This is a genomic window from Collinsella aerofaciens (assembly GCF_039062315.1).
GTDB classification, from domain to species: domain Bacteria; phylum Actinomycetota; class Coriobacteriia; order Coriobacteriales; family Coriobacteriaceae; genus Collinsella; species Collinsella aerofaciens_BG.
Genome location: NZ_JBCJBG010000004.1, coordinates 109,394 through 131,133 on the forward strand (window position 1 = coordinate 109,394; position 21,740 = coordinate 131,133).

Sequence of the window (21,740 nt, forward strand, 5' to 3'; positions counted from 1 at the left end):
GGGGTCAGGTTTGTTTGCACCATGTTGGCGCGAAGTAACCTGACCGCTTGCACCAAGGGTTTGACTTTTAAGACATCATTAAGGCTTGCGTTGTGGAGCGAACCGCAGGTCAATGCTATTCTTTTACCTTATCGTACGGTGTTGTATTCTGCCTGAATTCTCTACCTGCGAACAACGGATAAACGCGACCGAGCGGAAAAGGATGGCAAGCCCGCAAGCAGGGCAAACGTAAGCGATGAGTGGCATGGACCGACATAGCGAGCTCCAGCAGCACAAGACGGCGGCCGAGTACCGTCAAGCTGCCGACGAGCACGTGCGGACCCTCAAGGATTTCTGGAAGGATTTCCTGGTGAGTGGTCTGTTTGTGCTGGCCGCCATCGTTGCCATCTTTGCATGCCTGGCCTGGTTTGCCGCGAACAATCGAGTGAGTGCCACGGGGAGTACGATCGGGGCGAAGGCGGGGCGGTACACGCTGACCGCAGCGGGCGAGGGTGAGTCCGGCGCGCACGTGGGCTATTACGAGCGCTCCGAGCGCACGCCCGAGGAAAAGGATACCATCGATGGCCTGGATACGTCCGACGCCATGACGGTAACACTCGGCTCCAACCTGAACAACGAGACCGCGGGCTCTCTGTACCCGGGCGCTCGCGGCAAGATTACATTTACGGTGAAGCCGCTGGTGAGTGACCTGGACGGGGTCACGATCAATCTGTCGCGCTTGCTTAAGGTCACGAACATTGTTGGCGTTGTTGGGGACGGAGGAACGCTGGCGCCCGAGGCGGAGGCGCTCCTTGGCTTGATCAAAGGCCACTTGCTGTTCTTTACGAGCTGCGACCAGAACGGGTATTACTCGGGCCGCGTGGTTGATAGCAAGATCGAGATTCCCAGGAAAGCATTTTGCGAAAACGGCGATGTGACCAAGCCAACGAACAAACCCGTCACCATCAATCTGTACTGGGTATGGCCGGAGTACTTTCAGAACTTCGTCCTTATCGGCAACACGAATTACTACAAGAATCTGTTTGCGGCGGCGGGCGACGCAAAGTCTGACTACGGCGCTCTGCAGGCGGACATGAACGAGCATAAAGCGAACTACTTCTATGGCGCGGCAAACGGCACAAGTGCTGCCAACGCCCCCGCGGTTTCGTCTAGCATGTCCTTCAGCGACACCGCCATCTGCTCGGCGCTGTACAACAATGCCGACGAGCAGATCGGCAATAAGGTCAAATACATCCAACTTAGAATTAGCGCTCAGGAGGGCGTGAGCTCATGAGCACCATGCAAACGCGCCTCGGCGATGCCCGCAATTGGATAGAAAACCACCGCGCACAGGCCCTTGCGGTCCTGATATTGCTGGCGGCAATCGCTCTTATCATCGGCTTGTCTCTCTCGTGGTTTGTGGGCAGCAAAAGTCTGTCCACGGTGGGCAAGATCCAAACGCCCGCGCAGCTCAAGATCATGGGTCCCAACCAGACGAGCATCGAGCCCATCGAGATTTCGTATGACGAGTCACGGGGTGATGTGAAAAACTCCAACGGCACCGTGATCGTTCGGCGCGCGTTTTGCGTGCGGAGCGACAATGGCGATCCCGCTTCCGGCGGTCAGGCGTTTGAGCTTCAGGTTGCCAACACAACGAATATCACGGGGCTGACAATCAACGTGTACCACGTGACGGTTAATGACCCGCCGACAACGACGGGCGATGTGGTCGGTCTCGATGGACTCAACAATCCGTATTCGTGGAGTAAGGGCAAATTAATTTCGTTCGAATTTATCAATAGGGATGAGACAAACGGCCTGGCTAAAGAGCTCGCCAGCAATGATCCAACGTACGGTACTTATAAGGGCGTCCAGAAAAACGCCCGTCCGCTCTACCGTTATCACACGTTCCAAAAGGCCGATCTAGACGGTTGGAATGACACGAAAGCCAACGATGCCACCAACTTTATTGTTGAGTGCACATGGAATCCGGGCGTTGTGACCGTAAACGGAAAGACGGTCTCAAACGTCAAAGAGACCGACATGGTCTACCTAATCGCTCGCGGCACGAGCGGCAACAAATAGCAGGAAGGGAGGGGTGCCAGATGCGAAAAGACGAGAATGAACAAAATGAAATCGCGAGGCCTGTTGGCAAGCACTTTGCGCAGGTAGATGATTCTAAGGCAGAGCCTTGCTGCGCGGAGTCGGCTGCCCCTGCTTCCAAAGTGCGCAAACGCCTGTGGGCGGTTGCGGTGCTGCTGTGCGTCGTCGCGATTGTGACGGGAACCTACCTTACCTACACGGCTTTTTTGGCGGGCGACTTCCTTAAATCGGTTGCCGTTTCGGGCACGTCGCAGGCGCTGTTTGCCTCGGACATGCTCACGGGTTATACGACTGAGAGCCTGGATGACGAGAAAATTGCCGTTCGAAGCGTCATTGCCGACATGAGTGGGGATACTTGCTCCTTTACCTTCCGCATTTACAACCATCTGTTGGGCGACAAGAACAAGGTTAACGACAAAGACGTCAACGCGACGCTGAGCGTGAGGGCGACGGGCACGACGGGTACTTGGAGCATAAGCGGTTCGCCCACGCTGACGGCGGGCGGCACGGTCGACCTTTCCTTCCCTGCCAACAAGGCAACCATGTATACCTATAAGGTTACGTTTTCCAAGGCGGACCTCAACAGAGCATCCTTCACCGTTAAGGCCCAGGTCGGCTCCAATAGCCCTGGCACCAACCTTAAATGGCTCGCCGCCAAGATTGCGCCTTCCGAGCGTGCAGAGGTAACGGCTTCGGGCGTTTCGGGCGAGTGGGTCGATAAGAACTCGGATACCGATAAGAACTTGGGCATCAACGCTTTTGATGCCTACAACTATCGCGTGACGGTTACGGGCGTTACGACTAAGGTAAAGCTCACGTGGGGGGACGGGGTCGAGCTCGATCCGTTCTTTGAGGCGAATCACAAGAACGGTAATGGGCAAGCAGCCGTCAGCGGCAACTCGATCACATACGATGCATCTCCTGGCTCGGAAATCATCACCTTTTACCGGAAGGGCGATTCGAAGCCGACCAGCTGGGAAGCCATTGGCGTTACGTGTTCGGCCGCGTAGGGCTAACCGAAACGAGCCGCAAGCATAGATTTTGAGACCCCGCACGGGGCATGAGATAGAACGAGGTAGGACCAGATGAGAACGGCAAAGCGCATAACAACCGCATGCCTGACTGCGATCATGATTTTCCAGGCGCTTGCGCCCTCCACGGAGGTGTTCGCGCAAGAGCTCGATGCCGTTATGGAGGCATCCGTCTCCGCCGCGCGCGCCGCGGGCAACACGGCGCGCTCCGTACAGGATGCTGTGGCCACCGCGCTGCAAGATGCCGATCAGGCTACATCCGATGACGCCACAACGACTCCGGGCGCCGACGCGGGCGCTACCGAGGGCGGCGACGGTTCTACCAACGCCGGTGAATCGCAGGACTCCACGACCGATGGAACCATCAGCGGCGATGCTCCAGCGGAGGGCGACGCGTCCCAAGACGATGCGGCTGCCGATGAGGGTACTGCTGACGAAGAACAAGCGGATGACGCGGACGCGGATGCTGCTGATCAGGCAGACGCCAACTACCCCATCGCTACTGTCGAGGCTCTCAGGCACGCGTTGGGCGACGGCGATGTCACCACCGACGACTCGGACGCCGTCACGGCCATTACCTTTGAGTCCAACGCCGACCTTATCGCCATCTCCAACACCGATCCCGCCATCTACCAGAACGCGAACATCTCCAAAGGTGGCTCGACCGGCATCGACTTCGACGTGTGCGGCGCGGAGATCGTGGACGGCCTGGGTAGCCTCACGTTCCAGGGCTTCGGCAGCGATGCCTACCCTTTCAAAGGCGCGCTCAACCTCGGCGACAGGACCCTGACTGTCAACAAGACGCTCTTCAACAACATCGAGCTCAGCGACGCCAACAGCACCGTAAAGCTCACCTGGAAGGGTACCGATGCCCAGCCCATCGTGGCCGCAAAGGTCACGGGCGCGGACAAGACGCTTGCTGCCACCGTTACCGTGGGCACGCCCAAGAGCGATACCGAAAAGGACATCTGCAAGCTCACCTCGCCGCTTGTGGGCGAGGTCACGGGCGCGCTCACGCTTAACGCCATCTACACGACAAGCGCGAACAGCCCCCTGGCAGTCGATATGCAATCGAGCGCAGGCAACATGGGCTTGCTTGCGAACACCCTTGCCGAAAAAGCATCGTTTACGCTTGCGGGCCTCGCCCTGCCGGACAACCTCGACGGTACGCCCACCATCAACGCGACAGCCGATGGCACCAACGCAGGAGGCCTTATCGGCGAGGCGCAGGAGGGTGCCACCGTCGCCCTACCAACTGGCATCGATGTCTCGGCGCTGAGCGTCGCAGGTAAAAACGCGGCGGGCGGTCTTATCGGTAAGGCGACTAAGCTCACGCTCACCGTGGGCAAGGATAACAGCGGAAAAGACGCCTCGGGCAAGGCCATTGCCATCAAGCCCGCGTATGCGGTTGGATCGTCATCTGCCGGGACGTATGCAGGTGGCCTTATCGGCGACGCCTCGTTTGCCGACGCATTTACCATCAACAGCGGCATCTTCGACTTTGGCAAGGGCGTGGCGCTCAGCGTGTCCAACACGAGCGCTGCCCCTTCCGCCGGCGGACTGTTCGGCGTACTCGACATATCGAACGGCGACGTGGTCGTCAATGGCGGTTCGTATACAAGCACGCTACAAAACGGCAAGGATGACAACAAGCACGGCAACTACGGCGGCTTGGTGGGTAAGCTGTGGGGGCAGAAGAACGGCGACGCGCTGCATGCCTTTACGGTGCAGGGTGATACTGCGGTGTCGTTCGGCGTGGGCTCCAACGGCAAACTCACCTACGCAGGCGGCCTAGTAGGCTACCTTGGCGAAGGCGGCGGGAGTGCTAACGTGTCCGCCGTGGTCATCAGTGATGCAACAGTGACATGCTCAACCTCGGGCTACGCCAGTGTAAATGGCAAATACGGCGGCGCCGTGGGCGTCGTGGACACAAACAACGTTCTAGAAGTGCGTGGCCTGAAGGTCAAAACCGCCAGCGGCGCTACCATCGGCGGCACAAACGGCGGCTTTGCCGGAGTCGTTGGGTCGTCGTGGCTCGGCATCGTCAAGTTCAGCGGTATCACCGACCTGTCGGATGCCACCTTCGTAGAAAATGATCACGCTGCGCAGCTGATTTATGAGAACTTCAACTCGCTGATTTTTGCCGCCGGTAGCGGAAGCGATAGCGGCACCGCCGCAGGCGATACCACGAAATGGCAATATAAGCGCCCCTCTACGCCCGTCAAGATCGATGACGTGTACAGCTACGGCCAGGTCATTCGCTTGGGCAACCCGTTGAGCGAGGACCTCATCTCCATCAACGAAACGCACCAGTGGAACTTTAGCTCTAAGCTCGTAAAAACTGGCGATGCATTTGCGCTGGCAAGTATCGACGATTTCGCAAAGCTGGCGATTACCTGGCAAACCAACGGCTACTACTCGATGGTTGACGGCGTTACCGAAAACAATCTGAACGGCTTGCAGTCCTCGACCATTACGGTGAACGGCACTATTGATCTCAAGGGCACGGGCCTAACGGGTTTCACGCAGGATCGTGCAGACGGCTCGCAAGTTTTCTCGGGAACGTTGAACGGTGGCGGCACAAATGGCAACGGCACAATCAACCTTGCCGTCGGCGAGCCGTACGGCAAGCGTGGTGAAGCTGTGCTCGACGGCAATGACACGAGCGACGGCAACGGCAAAATCTACCGCCACGGTCGCTTGGGCTTGTTCGCGGCCGTCAACGGCGCAACCACCTCCAACGTCACAATCGCTGGCTCCATGAAGTTCGATAACGGTTCGGCTATCGATGCCGGGTCGCTTGCAGGTACCATCGTCGGCAACCTGTCTTTGTCTGGCGTAACGTGCAAAACGAATATCGCGTGCGATGATACGTTTGCCAATGACGTGAACATTGGTGGTATTGCGGGCAGCGTGTCGGCGGCTTCTACGGTTGCGTTTGAGGGCAACAGCAAGGCCCAGGCGACCATCACTAAAGCTCAAACGCTTAACGGCAATATGCGCATTGGCGGCGCCATCGGCAATGTGGGCGACTGTACCTCGACATTCAATGTTACGCGCCTCGAAGTCGGCGGCAAAATCAAAACTGGCGATTGCGCCGGCGGCAAGATTGCACAGGTCGGCGGCCTTATTGGCCGCATTGTGCAGGGATCGAACGAGAAGAACGTTACCATTACCGGTCTTAGCTTTAGTGAATTCGCTATGACCGTGGGCAAGAACGGCGACAAGCTCAACGGCGCCGGTGGTCTTCTGGGCTACAGCTGGGGCAACGCCATCGTCACCATTGGCGATGCTGCGAATACCAGCGGCAGCACCTACGCCCTAAAAACTTCCAATAACACTACCGTGACTGCAGAAAACTCTACCGAGGTCGGCGGCCTCGTATACGCCGCCAGTGGCCACTGGATTATCAATAATTATGCTATCAATTTGGCCAACGCTTCCTTTACCGCTAATAGCGCAACCACGCTTGGCGTTCTTATTGCTCGCGGCAGTACATCCGATTCAAATAGCTTTGGTGCCGAGACCAACTATAACGGTCTATATCTGGAGGACAGGGCTTGGTGGGGTACCGCTTATGCTGTGAATGGCGTGTCTATAACCGCCCCAAAGGTAAAGACATACGACGAATGGCTTGCAAATGGCGTGAAGCCCGAAAGTAATCTGATCGATAACGGCTGCAATGCGGTTGTCTCGCTTCATACCGAGGACCAAAAGCTGGACATGAGCGGAGATCCCGCTAGAGATAATAGTTATCGAAATCGCATCGCCCCCGCTAATCCTTCTGATAGCTTTCCACAAACAAATGGTTCTGTTCGCTACTACTACAATCTTGACAAAGCATATGCGGAGGTAGGCAACAAACCGGAAAACGCTAGCAAAGACAATTGGATGAACTCCGCAGAGTACTTATTACTTTGGTGTGCGTACCTGTATGCTCCTAGCGCGATTCAGGGCTATATCATTCCGGGAAATCAGGCTATTTTCCAAGGAAACAATATTGGCACGAGCGATAGCGCGGGCGTGGAAATCAATTTAGATGGATACAGTTTCTATCCTACTGACCCCGCGAAGGGCTCAACGGTTACTGTGAATAATGCAACGATTACGTTCCATTATTCCGACATTAAAGCTGAGCAAGAAGGTAACAAAAAGAATAGCGAAGCCACGCAGCACGAAAATATGCACTGCGCTCTCATCGGAACCCATGCGGGCAGCCTCAAGGTTAAAAATGTCACGCTTGCAGGCACCGTGGGCTCTGTTGTGAACGATGCGGGAAGTTCGTCCGGTGCACTTGTGTGCCGCTGTATCTATGGGCCCATCAATGAGACTAACGTGGCGCAGCTCGAGATAGATGGTCTGACGCTCGACGGCTTGAAGGTCGACGGTGTGAACGGCAATACCAGCTACGCTCCTCTGCTTATCAACGAGATGCAGACATGCGTGAACCTGAGCGCTAAGAATATTTCTTCAACCCTTAGTTACGCGAAAGGGGCCACGGCGGCAACCTCGCTCTTCGGCAGACTCGGCGTGGGAAAAAATTCCGATCAGGTGACGGCGAAGTTTGAGCGAATCAGCTTGCCCAGCCAAAAGGGCAATTCGATTTTTACTCATGCGAGCCTGCTGGAGAGTTTTGGCTACGGAAGCACGAGCACGGGCTCTGCGGACTACACCTTTACTAGGGCTGAAGCCGATGCGGGCAAGGTGACCTACGGATCCGAGATTGATGGGAGTACGGAGTACCCGGGCAAGCAGCTTTGGTATTACGACGAAGCGACGTATGGCGCCAATAGCGGCTTTGTGACGGTTGACGGTAAGACGGATAATGACGTCAGACCTTGGTTTAGTGGCTACCTGCCTTATGTTTATAAGGGGAAGGCCGCCGAGAACAACGTCCAATACCACGAAATTAAAGTCAACCAGCGCATTTCTAACCTGATGACGGGATGCGGTACGTATGGCGATCCGTACACCGTTAAGGACGCGACGGAAATGTACACCATAGCTAACTACATCAACAACAGCGTGGCGTTGGATGGCTGGGAAGTCACTATTGTCGCCGATCAGTCCAGGCTGTGCGAGCGGCTTAACAAAACGAAGACCGACAGCGCGAGGACCGACAACGAGGTCGTGTACGTCTATAAGCAAAACAATCCAAGCGAGAGTAAGTGGGAGAAAAAAGTAGACGATACGACCGATCCCTCGCAGACGCTGAGCGACGAAACCATGCACCGCTATGTACAGAGTGCGTATTACAGCATTGAGCCTCCTGAGGGCAATAAGATTACCGTCGATGCGGCCTCGTTTGGCGGATTTGGCAACAAGGCTAATCCGTTCCGTGGCGTTATTGTTGGCAACCCTCGCTCATCTGGGTCTGCAACAATTGAGATTGAAAATAACAAGGGCGAGCTTCGCGGCCTCATTCCCTATAGCTACGGCAGCGTGGTGCGCAATCTCAACATCAACTATGTGAATGCGCACGCGACTATTACTTATTCTGATAAGGATGCGGACGGCGTTCCGACGGCGTTTTTCGGCGGCGTTATCGGCTGCATTCTTGGCGGCGATAACATTATTGATGGCGTGGTCGTAAACGATCCAAATAGCGGCTCGACGACGTACGACTTTATCGTTGCTGGCGACTCGCACCTTGTTCCCATCGGCGGTTATGTTGGTGCCATTGCGGGTGGCGGCGTGATTTTCCGCAACACGGGCACCTCGTGGCGTGGTGGTACAAAGAACAAAAAGTACAAGCCCATTGAGGAAGATGCCGCAAAGTATGACCAGTACGATGACCCTTACGTTGGCCGCGTGATCGACGGCTATGCCTTTAGCGAGGGCTGCAACGTCGATAACGGTGACGCCAACTACAAAATCAACGAGCTCATAAACAAGGGAACCCCCTGTGTCACCACCACGGGCACCGACAACAAGTACCTCGGCACTAACGCCGAGGCTCCTGTGACCATGGTGAAAAACGCCCAGGGCCTTTTGGTGCTCTCGGCCATCATCAGCTCGGGTGCGGGTGCTGGCGCGGCACATACCAACTACTCCAATAATGGCGTGTTCCGCGGTTCCAAGGCTTACTGGGGCAGCGATTCGCAAGACCCGGCGATATGCGGCTACCTGTTTGGCAACAAGGAATATGGCAAGGTACGGAATGCTAACTACGCAAATGTGGGCAAGCCTGAGAGTGCTGCCGGCGATTTCGAAATCGCCAAAAACGACGACCAGAAGGCCCCCGGCAAGCAGGGGTGGCACGGCCCGCTCGACCATGATGACGATGTAAATTCGCCCTACCTGGTGGCGTCCTACGCTGCCGACTACCAAACGGGCTATGTGTGCGCGTCGAAATCGATCGGCATGAGCTTGGAGTTCAAGCAGGGCGACACCTACGATATGACCGACTACGGCACGGGGTACGTGGGCCTAAACGGCCGCTACTATTCCAATGCCTGCAATTCGAACCAGCCGGGCACCGACCGCGACCGTATTACGCCGCACGTAGCCACGATCGACGGTAACGGCGCCACCATCACGGTGGGTACCGAAGGCACCGCCTACGGCGTCGTCGAATACGCCGACGACGACTATAAGGTCTCGGGCGTGGGTGGTCTATTCAGCACCGTGATGTTCACCTCCACCAATGTGGGGCAGAGCGTCACCGCGAACGACGGCGCGCAGGTCAAAGACCTCACCTTTAGCAACTGCAACGTAGCGCTCACCTATATCGACACCAACGGCGAAGCCAAACCAGGAGAGGCGCCGAACGACCTTACCGGTGCCGGCCTTTTGGCGGGTGCAACGGCCAACTACGACGACGGCACGTGCGGCATCTACCGCAACGTGCAGATGAAGAACTGCACCGTGTCGGGCGCAAAGAGCGTAGGAGGGCTTCTTGGCAGCTCGGGCCGCGCCAGACGAACTACGAGCGAAGACAGAACCTATATGGTCGAGTTCGGGGACGGGTGGGGCCCCGCGTATCTCTATGACTGCTCATACACTGGCCTTAACGTCACGGGCGAGAAGAATGTCGGTGGCTATGTGGGTACGGTCGCCTCGGCGTGCGGTGTGTGGACAACCGCAGGCACAGGGGTGAGCGAAAGGACCGTTGGCAAAAACTCGACCATAACTGCCACAGGGACAGTGCCCTACGTGGGCGGCGTGCTCGGCTATGTCGAAAGAAGCGATATCTCGGTCAACACCAACATCGGCACCACCACAGCGGCCCAGTCGTCGTGCACGGCAGTCATCTCTGGGGTAAACGTGCTAGCCACCGGGTCGAACTCCGATGACCATATGGGCGCCGGCGGCGTGGTCGGACGCGCCCGTGGCGGCGTTATTTCTATGAGCAACGTGCGCATCGATGGCAGAGTCGGCACCGAGAACGCCGTCATCGGCGATGAGACCGGAACGAACAATAGCATCTACAATGCGGGCGGCCTGATTGGTGAGGTTACGAGTAGCGGTAGCCTCAACAAGTACTGGTTCGACGACTGCAATGTCAAGAATGTCAGCATCGCCGGCACCGGCAAATGCTCGGGAGGGCTTATCGGCTACTTCTACAGCAATGTGAATATTGCTTGCAACAACATTGCGATCGAGAACGCTACGATTAAGGGCAGTTGGAGCGGCGGTCTGCTTGGCGCGAATAACGCGTCTAACAGTGGCTCCGTCATCATCAATGTCACCAACACAAAGGTATCCAACACCACGTTTAGCGAAAAGTCCAACGGCGGCATTATGGGCGATGGGCGTGGCCAGTTCCATCTGGTAAACGTGCTCATGGACAGCAATAGCTACAATGCGGGCAAAACCCAGGGCGTACTCTTGGGCGAGGTTGACACGGGGGATGGTAAGTACAGCCTTTCCGCAGCGGGCGTGGAAGTAAAGCCCGGTAGTGGCAAGACCACGAGCGACCTGCCGCCGATGGTTTACACGACCAATACGAATACGGCTGCTGTTAACGAGAAAACTTATATTGCCTTCGGCGACTACAACGGCACGGCTGCCGCGCCCGCCAAGAACACCACGCTCTACGGTGCGGACAAAACCGCTACCACGGCGACGAAGCCCTACGTGACTACGAGTCCGGTGAGCAAGCTGGCGGTGCGTGCCTCCGACAACGACACCACCGATCGCTACCTGTTTGGCGACGGCACCACCATCGACACCGCGGCGACCATCCAGAGCGAGGCGGGCACTAGCGTTGATGGCCGCTACACCTACACCAACATCTGTGGCCTCAATGATGACGGCACGTACCAGAACACGAAAACCTATAACGCGGACAGTTCAAAGAGTACTTTCAACACCAACAACGTTACTTCGCGCAAGAAGGTCGCAACCGACTTCCCTGTACTCATGATTCCCGGCAACGACACGACGACGGTCGAGAAGTATCTGAACATCGTGACTAACGGCGGCTTTTCCGATGCCCGCCGCCTCAACGGCAGCGCCAAGCACGTGACCGCCACCGCTGAGGTCTTCTCGCTTGCCGATAACGGCGCCTTCGTCAAGGACGCAACCGCCTCGCAAACGCCCACGCTCAAGGTACTCAACAACGGCACGAGCTCCATGGTATTCCGCGCGAGTACCGACTGGGACAACGAGCGGGGCCGCTTCACGCTGCTCACGGTAACTTTTAGCGAGGCCGGCCAGAGCTACCGCGTGCAGGTGCCCATCATCGTTAAGCGCATGCTCGAGATCGACTTTACCGCCACCTACTCCGAAGGTGCGAACTTCAAGGCTGCCGACTATGCGACAAAATACGACAGGCACGTGCTTGTGAGCAGCGGCGACACCATGACCGGCTACCTTACCTGGACCTATGGCAGCGCTCGGGGAGAGGCGGTCGAATACGGCTGGAACACGCTGCTCGAAGCCGGCGGCTCTATGGGCCCGCTCAACAAGAGCATCACCTTTGGTGCCACGCTGCCCGAGGGCACGCAGCTTACGCTCGTGGACATGGCCAACAACAACCGTGAATGTCACTACACGGTGAGCGCGGGCGGAGCGGCGTCAGTCAAGCTCACCGAGTTTGTGGACGCCAGCAAGAATGCCTACGTCGAGCCATGGCTGAGTGAAACCGTGGGCGTGAAGGCCAAGGAGGATAAGGAAAACGGCGCTTGGGTCAAGCTCACCGATGACGAGGTTGCGAACAAGAGCCAGGTCGAGCTCGCGAAGACGGCTGGCGCCAAGGTTGATGGCGCGTACTACCGCGCGCGTACATCTTCCGACACGATGGGCACGTTCTACACCCTCTCCGTTGCCAAGGAAGAGCCCAAGAGTGAGAACTTCTACTTGGTGGTGCGCACGCCGGCGGGCTCTGCGGGTGTCAACGGCTACACCGCAACTACGGTGGACACGAGCCTCAACGAGCACATCAACTACCTGCTGCGAGGCAAGAAAGCAGCCGACGGCAAGGCTGCCGAGGATGGGCACCAGAATACGGCCTCGACCTACAGCGTGGCATCAAACTACACGCACAGCCTCGTTGACAACAAGCGTAACCTCGTCGACAACAGGGACAGCATCAACCGGATGGAGCTCAAGGAAGCCACCTATTCGCTTTCCATGAACGTGAGTGACACCGTGACGTTTGACTCGAGCCAGCAATACACGAGCTCTGACGCGCTGTATTACCAGCTCGATTCGTCGCTTGTCACCTATCACGATGGCGTCATCGCGGGCTCGGTAGGATACCCCACGGGCACGCAGGGCACGTATGAGTTCTACGTTAAGGTGGGTGATAACTACTACACCTGGGGCGGGTCGGGTTGGAATCTGGCCGGCACGAAGGAGACCCCAGTGGTGTCGGGCCTTAGTTGGACTGCGAACGGTGGCGACATGTCACTGGTGCTTGCCGATGCTGAGGGTAATCCCATCGACATGTCGGGCCTGCGCGAGATCGCCAAGAACCATGTCAACGCCTTCACCGTTACCATGAGGGCCGCGCTCACCATGACGGAGCCTGCCTGCCAGGCGGGTATCGTGGCCTCGCAGAACAGCGGCACCGACCGCTACACCAAACCCAACTACCGCGCGTACCTTTCCACGCATGCCGACACGCTCAGCACCAGTAGCAACTCGGCATACAACGATGGCGGCGCCGGCTACTACCGTATGGATGTGGGCTCATCGACCATCGCGCTCGAGGCGTCTAAGAAATCCCAGTTGGGCATCAACATCGATGACCTCAAGTCCGCTGACGGCGAGATCGCTCTGGTGGGTACCTACGACCTGAGCAAGCTCACGGGCGCCGAGGCTAAGATCGACGCCGCAAGCACGGTGACCTACACGCTGAGCCTGGAGCAGCGGCAAGATAATGGCGGCTATGCTCCGGTCGGCGATATCTCGAACTACATTACGGTGCTCGGCAGCGATTACCTAGGCACGGGTGCGGCATCCGCCGACGGCAACAGCTATGTGTTCACCGACACCAAGACCAACGGCGCGTTCCTCACGCGCGACGGCAACAGCCTTGCCTTTAAGCATGCCTTCCGCGTTAAAGTGAATACGAATGTTGAGGGTGAGAACCAAACTTACGCAAACTACCGCTTGGTGCTTACGGCCAATATTATGACCGGCAACGTTGTCGACGACACACCGGTCAACGTTAGCAACCTTGATGGCTATTCGCACTCCGACTACGTGACGTACACGCTAGCGCGCATCAACACCGAGGGCATTCGGCACGAGACGAAAACCAACTAGCTACGCGAGGGGCGGCAACCACCCGGTTGCCGCCCTTTTTCTTGTTCGCTTGGCCTACTGCTGCCCCAGCTCTCCACCAACTTTCCAGCTTTCCACTTAACTTACCACTCAAGGTGGAAAGCTGGAAAGTTAAGTGGAAAGCTGGTAAGTTAGGTGGAAAGTTGGAAAGTTGGGAGGTTCGGCATGAATGAGGAGTGGTTGGCGCAGGTTATCCATCATCTGCGGGCAATAGGAAACGACACCCAGCAGTACGAAGTAAAAGAAGCCAAGGGCGCGCTCCCCAAAAGCATCGTCGAGACGCTTTCGGCATTTTCCAACGCGCAGGGCGGCTTTATCATCCTCGGCATTTCCGAAAAGAACGGGTTTATGCCCGTCGAGGGTTTTGATGCCCGCAAGATGCAAGACGCCCTCTCTTCTGCATGTGAAAAGCTGACGCCCGTTGTGAGGCCGGATATCCAAGTGCTCCCCTTCGAGGGTAAGCTGGTGCTTTGCGCGCGCATCAAAGAAATGCATCCACGCGATAAACCCTGCTATATTGCGGCACGCGGAATGTACGATTCGTCCTTTATCCGTACGGGCGACGGCGACCGGCGCATGACTCCCTACGAAATCGATCGCTTTATGGAGGAGCATGTTCAGCCTACATACGACGACGAGCCGGTCGAAGGTGCCACGCTCGATGACCTTGACGCCGATCTTTTGCAAGGGTTTATAAAACGCCAGCGCGAGCTACACCCTAGGCTTTTGGGCACCAGAAGCGACGATGAGATTCTCCTTGACCTGCATGTGACCAAAAGGGTGGACGACGCAATCGTGCCGACGCTTGCTGCAATTGTCGCGATGGGACGGTTTCCGCAAAAGTTCTTCCCACGTCTCAATGTGACCTTTACGGCGTACCCCGGGACCACAAAAACGCAGCGAGTAAGTGATAACAAGCGTTTTGTGGATTCTCAGACCATTTTGGGTCCGATCCCTTTCATGATTGAGGACGTGCTTGCCGCCGTTGCGAGAAACACCCGAAACGCAGCGGTTATCGAGGGCGCGTTCCGGAAAGATGTGCCCGATTATCCGCCCGTGGCGCTGCGCGAGGCGGTGGCGAACGCGCTCATGCACCGCGACTACTCTTCCGCCGCGCGCGGCTCACAAGTGCAGGTCAACCTGTATATCGACCGCGTCGAGATTCTCAATCCCGGCGGGCTGTACGGCGACGTAACGATCGATTCGCTGGGAGTTTCTGGGGTTTCGTCATCCAGAAACCAGTTCCTTTCAAATATCCTCGAGACCACGCCGTACCCAGACGGTGGCTACGTGGTCGAAAATCGCGGCACTGGTTATCAGGAGATAGGTGAGCAGCTCGAGCGGGCAAACATGTTGCCGCCCGAACCAAAGAACTCGACAGTTTCTTTTTCGTTGACGTTCGATAAGCGAAAGATAATGCGGGCGGAACAGGTGACGTCTGTGGGGCATGTGGACGAGGCAATCTTGGATTACCTGGCAACACATTCTTCGGCCTCGACCAAGGAGCTCACCGACGCTTCGGGTTTGAGCAGGAGCGCCGTTTCCAACCACATAAAAGGCTTGATTGGTGCGGGCAAGATTGAGGCGATGGAGCCTCCGCGCAGCCCGCGACAACGGTATCGACTCGCGAAGTAGGGCTGTCCGTCGCCCATGCTTCGGTCTCCCAACTTCTTTCCAGCTTTCCACTTAACTTACCACTTAAGGTGGAAAGCTGGAAAGTTACGTGGAAAGCTGGAAAGTAAGTGGAAAGCTGACATGTTAGGTGCGGACTGACGAGGGGTTAATAATTGCACAAACCATACCAGCCAAACAAAAAGATACCCATCTGGTTGGTAAAACACCGTCAATGAGCCGCGAGCCAACTAGCTGCGTAAATAAAGCCTAAAGAACTGTTGCAAATGAATGGCAAATACCCAGATGCCGCCGTTACGATTTTCAATTAACTGTTACGCGGGAACAGCAAAATGCTACTATCTAACAAGCACGTAAGAAAGCAGATTAACGGTTAAGGCTAAGAAGTGGCAGGCATGTCAGAAGCAACAAGGACTCGCGCGCATGCGCCCGAGGTTAGGCAGCGCGCCGTCGAGATCCTCCAAGAGGGGGTCGGTCACCGCGCCCTCGCCGCAAAGCTTGGCATTCCCCAGGCCACGGCTCGTCAGTGGGCCCGCGCATATGCCGTGGGCGGTGCCGACGCCGTGCTCAACGCGGGCGCTCGTCATCACACCTATTCGTACGATGTAAAGCTCGCCGTGGTTAAGGACCGTCTGGAAAACGGCCTGACGGTTCGCGAGGCCATGATCAAGCACGGGATTCCCAGCGAGTCTTCGGTTAAGGCCTGGTGCCGCCAGTATCGCGAGAGCGGTGAGTCCGCGCTGGTCGATAAGCCGCGCGGTCGCAAGCCGCGCGTTAAAAAGGCGGAATAGCGAACGGGATGGTGCGCCCACAGGGGCGCATTTTTCTTGCCGCCCCTCTGCTCCAAAGCGGACGTACCCTTACCCCGTACGCCTAAAACTCCCCAGTTGACCGAAAACCCGCCGCTGCTACTCCTCAATTGAGCTATAACGTTAAACAATTGCAGCGTTTTTGCATGGGGGAGTGATGGTATGACGCTACTGTATTTCCTTACCCTGTTTCCGCTGGTACCGGCGCTGGGCATGCTGCTCGCGCGCGGTGACCGCGCCCGCGATGCGGTGGGGCTCATAGGCTCCGGCATTATTATGGCGGTGACAGTTGTAGTCGCCGTCATGTTTTTTGGCATGGGTCCGCAGGGCTTTGAGGTTGCCCCCGGCACCTCGCATGTGCTCTCGATCATCAGCTCCGCCATCGATGTCATCCTGTGCGCCGTCATCCTGTACAACGCGTACAAATATAGGAACGCACTTACCACGGTGCTCGGCATAGTCCAGCTGGTGGGCTCGCTCGCCTTTGCAGCCATGACGCTGCCCGCGGCCGAAGCCGTCACGGCGACGCCGCTCTACCTGGACTACATGAGCGTGATCATGGTCCTCGCCGTCGGCATTGTCGGCAGCCTTATCTGTGTGTATGCCCTGGGCTACATGAAGGACTTCCAGGCCCATGACGAGCACGAGGCCGCGCTGCGCGGGCAGACCGCGCCTGACCGTCGCCCGCAGTTCCTGGCGCTTATGTTCCTGTTCCTCTCGGCCATGTTCGTCATCGTGACGAGCGACAACCTTGAGTGGCTGTTCTGCGGCTGGGAAATCACCACCGTGTGCTCGTTCCTTATGATTGGCTACACGCGCACGCCCGAGGCCATTAAAAACGCCTTCACCCAGATCATTCTCAACATGCTGGGTGGCATCGCGTTTTTGGCCGGACTCATGTACCTGCATCTTAACGGCATGCCGCTGGCCATCTCGGGCATGATCGAGCTTTCCGGCGCCGGAACCGCGCAATCTGCGCTGCTGGTGATGCCGGTCGTTCTGCTGTCGCTCGCCGCACTCACCAAGGCCGCACAGATGCCGTTCCACACCTGGCTGCTCGGTGCTATGGTTGCCCCCACGCCCACGAGCGCCCTGCTGCACTCGTCCACCATGGTCAAGGCCGGCGTGTTCCTGATGGTCAAGCTGAGCCCGCTCTATGCCATCTATCCCGTGACCGGCTTTATGGTTACGAGTGTGGGTGCCATCACGTTTTTGCTCGCTGCCCTCATGGCCATCTCGCAGAGCAACGCCAAGCGCGTGCTCGCGTATTCCACTATATCCAACTTGGGTCTCATCAGTGCCTGCTTGGGTGTCGGCGCGCCCGAGGCCGTCTGGGCCGCCATCTTCCTGATCCTGTTCCACACGGTGGCAAAGTCGCTGCTGTTCCTGTGCGTGGGCACGGCCGAGCATCATATCGGCAGCCGCAATATCGAGGACATGGACGGCATGTTCAGCCGCATGCCGCACCTGACGCGTCTGATGATGCTGGGCATCATGGGCATGTTTGTGGCGCCGTTTGGCATGCTCGTGTCCAAGTGGGGCGCCCTGGTGGCGTTCGCGCAGACCGGCAACGTGCTCATGATCATGGTGCTTGCCTTTGGCTCGGCTGCGACGTTTTACTTCTGGGGCAAGTGGCTGGCCAAGCTTTCGGGCGTCGACCCCACGGCTCAAAACGTTGAGGTCAATGTCCATAAGACCGAATGGATGGCGCTCAACACCATCGCCGCGCTGCTGATTCTGTGCTGCGTGGCGTTCCCGGTTATCTCGAGCGGTCTGGTGTCGCCTTACTTGGCCATGGTGTTTGGCCGCGTGCCGTACGTTATTGGCAAGGACGCCATGTATCTGATGGTGGTTATCGTGGCATTTATCGCCGTGGTGCTGCTGACTTCATTCCGTGTGAGCAACAAACCGCATGTAAACGTATATCTTTCGGGTGTGGGAACCGACAATTACCGCCATTTCCGCGGCTCGATGGGACGCGAGGTGAAGGCCGAAAAGCGCAATTGGTACTCGGAGGACGCCCTTGGCGAGAAGCGTATTGGCCCCGCGGGTAGCGTCGTGTGCTGCAGCATTATCTTGTTTGCGCTGCTGTGTTGCGCGTGGATTGGGCCCGAGCGGCTTGCCATGAGCGCACCCTCGGTGTTGCGCGGCAAGTATTTTGAAGGCTCGGGCGTCGTGGGCATCTTTATTGGTACCGTGGCGTTTGCCCTGATTGCGCCGCTTGTGGGCGGCCTGATCGACGGCGTTGACCGAAAGCTGTCCGCCCGCATGCAGGGCCGCGTGGGCCCGCGCCTGCTGCAACCGTTCTACGACGTTGCCAAGCTGCTGCGCAAGGCCCCTGCCAGCGTAAACACCATGGACGATACCTACATGGCGTGCGCGCTCATCTTTACCGTCGTGGGCGGCGGCATCTTTGTGTCGGGCTCCAACACGCTGCTGTGCGCTTTTATGGTGACGCTCGCCGCGATCTTTGTGGTGCTGGCGTCCGCCTCGACACAAAGCCCGTTTGCCCAGGTTGGCGCCGATCGTGAGTTGCTGCAGGTTATGAGTTACGAGCCTGCCGTTCTGCTGATGAGCGTGGGCCTGTACCTTGCCACCGACAGCTTCGATTCCATCGCCGTGACGGGGCAGTCGGCCCCCATCATCGTGTACAGCGCGCCCATTTTCCTCGCGCTGCTCGCGGTGCTTACCATCAAGCTGCGCAAGTCGCCGTTTGACCTTTCGTACTCGCATCACGCGCATCAGGAGATCGTCCAGGGCGTCGCCACCGAGATGAGCGGCGGCACGCTGGCCAAGATGACCCTTATGCACTGGTGCGAGACCGTGCTGTTTTTGATGTGGGTGGGCATGTTCTTTGTTTGGGACAACCCGGTGAGCTGGGTCGTAGCCCTGGTCGTGATGGCTGCGACGTACTTTGTCGAGGTCCTGATCGACAACACCTTCGCGCGCAGCACCTGGCGCAGCTGCTTTAAGCTCGGCTGGGGCGTGGCGTTGGTGTTTGGCCTGCTCAACCTTATGCCCATCCTCGTCGACGTATTTATTTAGGAGGCGGCATCCATGGATCATAAAATGTCGCGCTCGCCGTGGGTTATTCATTACGACGGCTCGAGCTGCAACGGATGCGATATCGAGGTGCTGGCCTCGCTTACCCCACTGTTTGATGCGGAGCGCTTTGGCGTGGTCAACACCGGCAACCCCAAGCATGCGGACATCTTTTTGGTGACAGGCTCGGTCAATGCCCAGAACCTGCCCGTCGTGCGCCAGATTTACAGCCAGATGCTCGAGCCCAAGTGCGTGGTGGCCTGCGGTATCTGCGCGTGTTCGGGCGGCGTGTTCCGCGATGCCTACAACGTGATCGGCGGAGTGGACCGCGCGATTCCCGTAGACGTGTACGCGCCCGGGTGCGCCATTCGCCCCGAGACCGTGATCGATGCCATTGTGGAGGCATGCGGCATCCTGGACCAGAAGGAGGCCGTGATGCGCGCCGGCGGCGATCCGCTTACCGTGGGCGGTGCCGCTACCTGGGACGGTGGCGTTGAGCTGGGCGAGGACGGGTTTGTGGCTGCGGCTGAGGCCGGCGACGCGCCCGCCGCTGGCGACGCACCTGCTGAGTCGCCCGCCGCTGCAAAGGAGGCCGAGTAATGCAAAAGGCAATCTATACCACCGTCGGGATCGATGAGCTGTTGCCGCATGTGCAGGCGCTCAAGGGTGCCGGCGCGCGCTTTGTGCAGATGCATGCCGAGCGCTGTGTGGATGACGGATCGTATCGCCTGGTCTATACGTTTATCAACGTCCGCGCTGCGCAAGAGCAGATCGCGCGGGACGGCAACTATGCGATCGAGAACCTGGTAGTCGATGGCATCGACCAGTACCAGGAGATTCCGTCCATCAGCTCGTACTATCCGGCGGTATTTCCGTTTGAGAATGAAGCGCACGACCTGTTTGGTCTTGCCATTACCGACATGCAGATCGACTTTAAGGGCTTTTTCTACCAGGTCTCGACTGCCGAGCCCATGAGCGTTATCACGCCCGAGGTGAAGGCTGCGCGCGAGAAGGCCATGAAGGTCCGTGCCGCCGCCGAGGCCAAGGCGCGCAAGGCCGCAGCCGAGAAGGCCGCCGCGGCTGCGGCTGCTACGGGGGAGGGCGCTGGCGATGCTGCGGGCGCTGCCGTCGCTCAGTCCGCTGCGGCTGCCGGCTCCGATGCTCAGCACGATGAGGCTGCTGCCAAGGCCGCGCTCAAGGCTGCCGAGATGGAGGCAAAGCTCGCCGCCATGGATCCCGAGAAAGCGGCCAAGGTCCGCGCGGCGCTTGCCGCCAAGGCCGCCCGCGACAAGCAGAAAAAGGAGGCGTAAGGTCCATGGCACATCGCTCCGTTATTCCGTTTGGCCCGCAGCACCCGGTGCTGCCCGAGCCGCTTCATCTGGACCTGGTGATCGAGGACGACCGCGTTCTCGAGGCAATTCCGCAGATCGGCTTTGTGCACCGCGGACTCGAGAAGCTCACCGAAAAGCGCGACATGCATCAGTTTGGCTACATCGCCGAGCGCATCTGCGGCATCTGCGCCGTGGGCCACAGCTGCGGCTATGCCAGCGCCTGCGAGCGCATGCTCGACATCGAGGTGCCCGGCCGCGTGCAGTATATCCGCACCATTTTGCACGAGCTTTCGCGCATCCACTCGCATCTGCTGTGGCTGGGCCTGCTTGCCGATGCCTTTGGCTTCGAGGCGCTGTTCTATCGTTCGTGGACCCTGCGCGAGCAGATCCTCAAGATCTTCGAGAGCACCTGCGGCGGCCGCGTGATTCTGTCGATTAACGAGATCGGCGGCCTTAAGCACGACATCGAGGACTCCGAGCTGGCGGGTATTGTCCAGACGCTCGACGCCATGCGTCCCGACTACGAGGCCCTGGTGCATACGTTTTTGGACGACAACAGCTGCGGCGAGCGCCTGCATGGCGTGGGCGTGATCAGCAAGAAGGACGCACTGGAGCTTTCGATGGTCGGCCCGTTCGGTCGCGCCTCGGGCGTGGATTACGACGTGCGCATGTTCGGCGACGGTGCCTATGCGGACCTGGCCGCGTTTGAGCCCATCGTTGCCACCGATGGCGATTGCTATGCCCGCTGCCAGGTGCGTTGTGCCGAGGTCACGCAGGCCATGGACATTATCAAGGAGCTTGTCGGCAAGATTCCGCACGACGGCATCGGCGGGCGCACCAAGCTCACGCCGGCCGACGGCGCGCGCGGTGAGGTTGTGATTGAGCAGCCGCGCGGCGAGGCGTATTACTATGTGCGCGGTAACGGCACCAAGAACCTGGACCGTTTCCGCGTGCGCACGCCGACGTCGCAGAACCTGGCGGGTCTGACGCATGCGCTGCAGGGCGTGCTCCTTGCCAACGTGCCCATGATTATCCTGACCATCGACCCCTGCATTAGCTGCACGGAAAGGTAGGCGCGG

10 protein-coding genes are annotated in these 21,740 nt (G+C 58.1%); all 10 read left to right on the forward strand.

Going from position 1 to position 21,740, the window contains the following annotated elements:
• Positions 1 to 244 precede the first annotated feature (244 nt).
• The gene (locus ABCP74_RS03395) at positions 245 to 1,273 is read left to right on the forward strand and encodes a hypothetical protein (RefSeq protein WP_343000735.1); all 1,029 of its coding nucleotides are present in this window, start codon (positions 245 to 247) and stop codon (positions 1,271 to 1,273) included.
• Positions 1,270 to 2,064, forward strand: coding sequence for a hypothetical protein (locus ABCP74_RS03400; RefSeq protein WP_343000734.1), 795 nt, complete (start codon positions 1,270 to 1,272; stop codon positions 2,062 to 2,064). Before ABCP74_RS03395 ends, ABCP74_RS03400 begins: the two co-directional genes overlap by 4 nt.
• A gap of 20 nt (positions 2,065 to 2,084) precedes the next feature.
• Positions 2,085 to 3,092 carry a hypothetical protein gene (locus ABCP74_RS03405; protein ID WP_343000733.1) on the forward strand — a complete coding sequence of 336 codons (1,008 nt, stop codon included), beginning with the start codon at positions 2,085 to 2,087 and terminating at the stop codon, positions 3,090 to 3,092.
• A 75-nt stretch (positions 3,093 to 3,167) separates the two neighbouring features.
• Positions 3,168 to 13,829 (forward strand): hypothetical protein, encoded by a 10,662-nt coding sequence (locus ABCP74_RS03410; protein ID WP_343000732.1) that lies wholly within the window; start codon positions 3,168 to 3,170, stop codon positions 13,827 to 13,829.
• A gap of 183 nt (positions 13,830 to 14,012) precedes the next feature.
• Positions 14,013 to 15,482 carry an ATP-binding protein gene (locus ABCP74_RS03415; RefSeq protein ID WP_343000731.1) on the forward strand — a complete coding sequence of 490 codons (1,470 nt, stop codon included), beginning with the start codon at positions 14,013 to 14,015 and terminating at the stop codon, positions 15,480 to 15,482.
• Positions 15,483 to 15,874: 392 nt separating this feature from the next.
• Entirely contained in the window at positions 15,875 to 16,270 is a 396-nt protein-coding gene (locus tag ABCP74_RS03420; protein ID WP_343000730.1) for a helix-turn-helix domain-containing protein, read from the forward strand.
• A gap of 180 nt (positions 16,271 to 16,450) precedes the next feature.
• Positions 16,451 to 19,333 (forward strand): proton-conducting transporter transmembrane domain-containing protein, encoded by a 2,883-nt coding sequence (locus tag ABCP74_RS03425; protein ID WP_343000729.1) that lies wholly within the window; start codon positions 16,451 to 16,453, stop codon positions 19,331 to 19,333.
• Positions 19,334 to 19,345: 12 nt separating this feature from the next.
• Positions 19,346 to 19,930 (forward strand): NADH-quinone oxidoreductase subunit B family protein, encoded by a 585-nt coding sequence (locus ABCP74_RS03430; RefSeq protein WP_343000728.1) that lies wholly within the window; start codon positions 19,346 to 19,348, stop codon positions 19,928 to 19,930.
• Complete coding sequence (locus tag ABCP74_RS03435; protein ID WP_343000727.1) at positions 19,930 to 20,640, forward strand: NADH-quinone oxidoreductase subunit C; 711 nt, start codon at positions 19,930 to 19,932, stop codon at positions 20,638 to 20,640. The genes ABCP74_RS03430 and ABCP74_RS03435 overlap by 1 nt, the downstream gene beginning before the upstream one ends.
• Before the next feature lie 5 nt (positions 20,641 to 20,645).
• Positions 20,646 to 21,734 (forward strand): hydrogenase large subunit, encoded by a 1,089-nt coding sequence (locus ABCP74_RS03440; RefSeq protein WP_343000726.1) that lies wholly within the window; start codon positions 20,646 to 20,648, stop codon positions 21,732 to 21,734.
• The last annotated feature ends 6 nt before the right edge of the window (positions 21,735 to 21,740 follow it).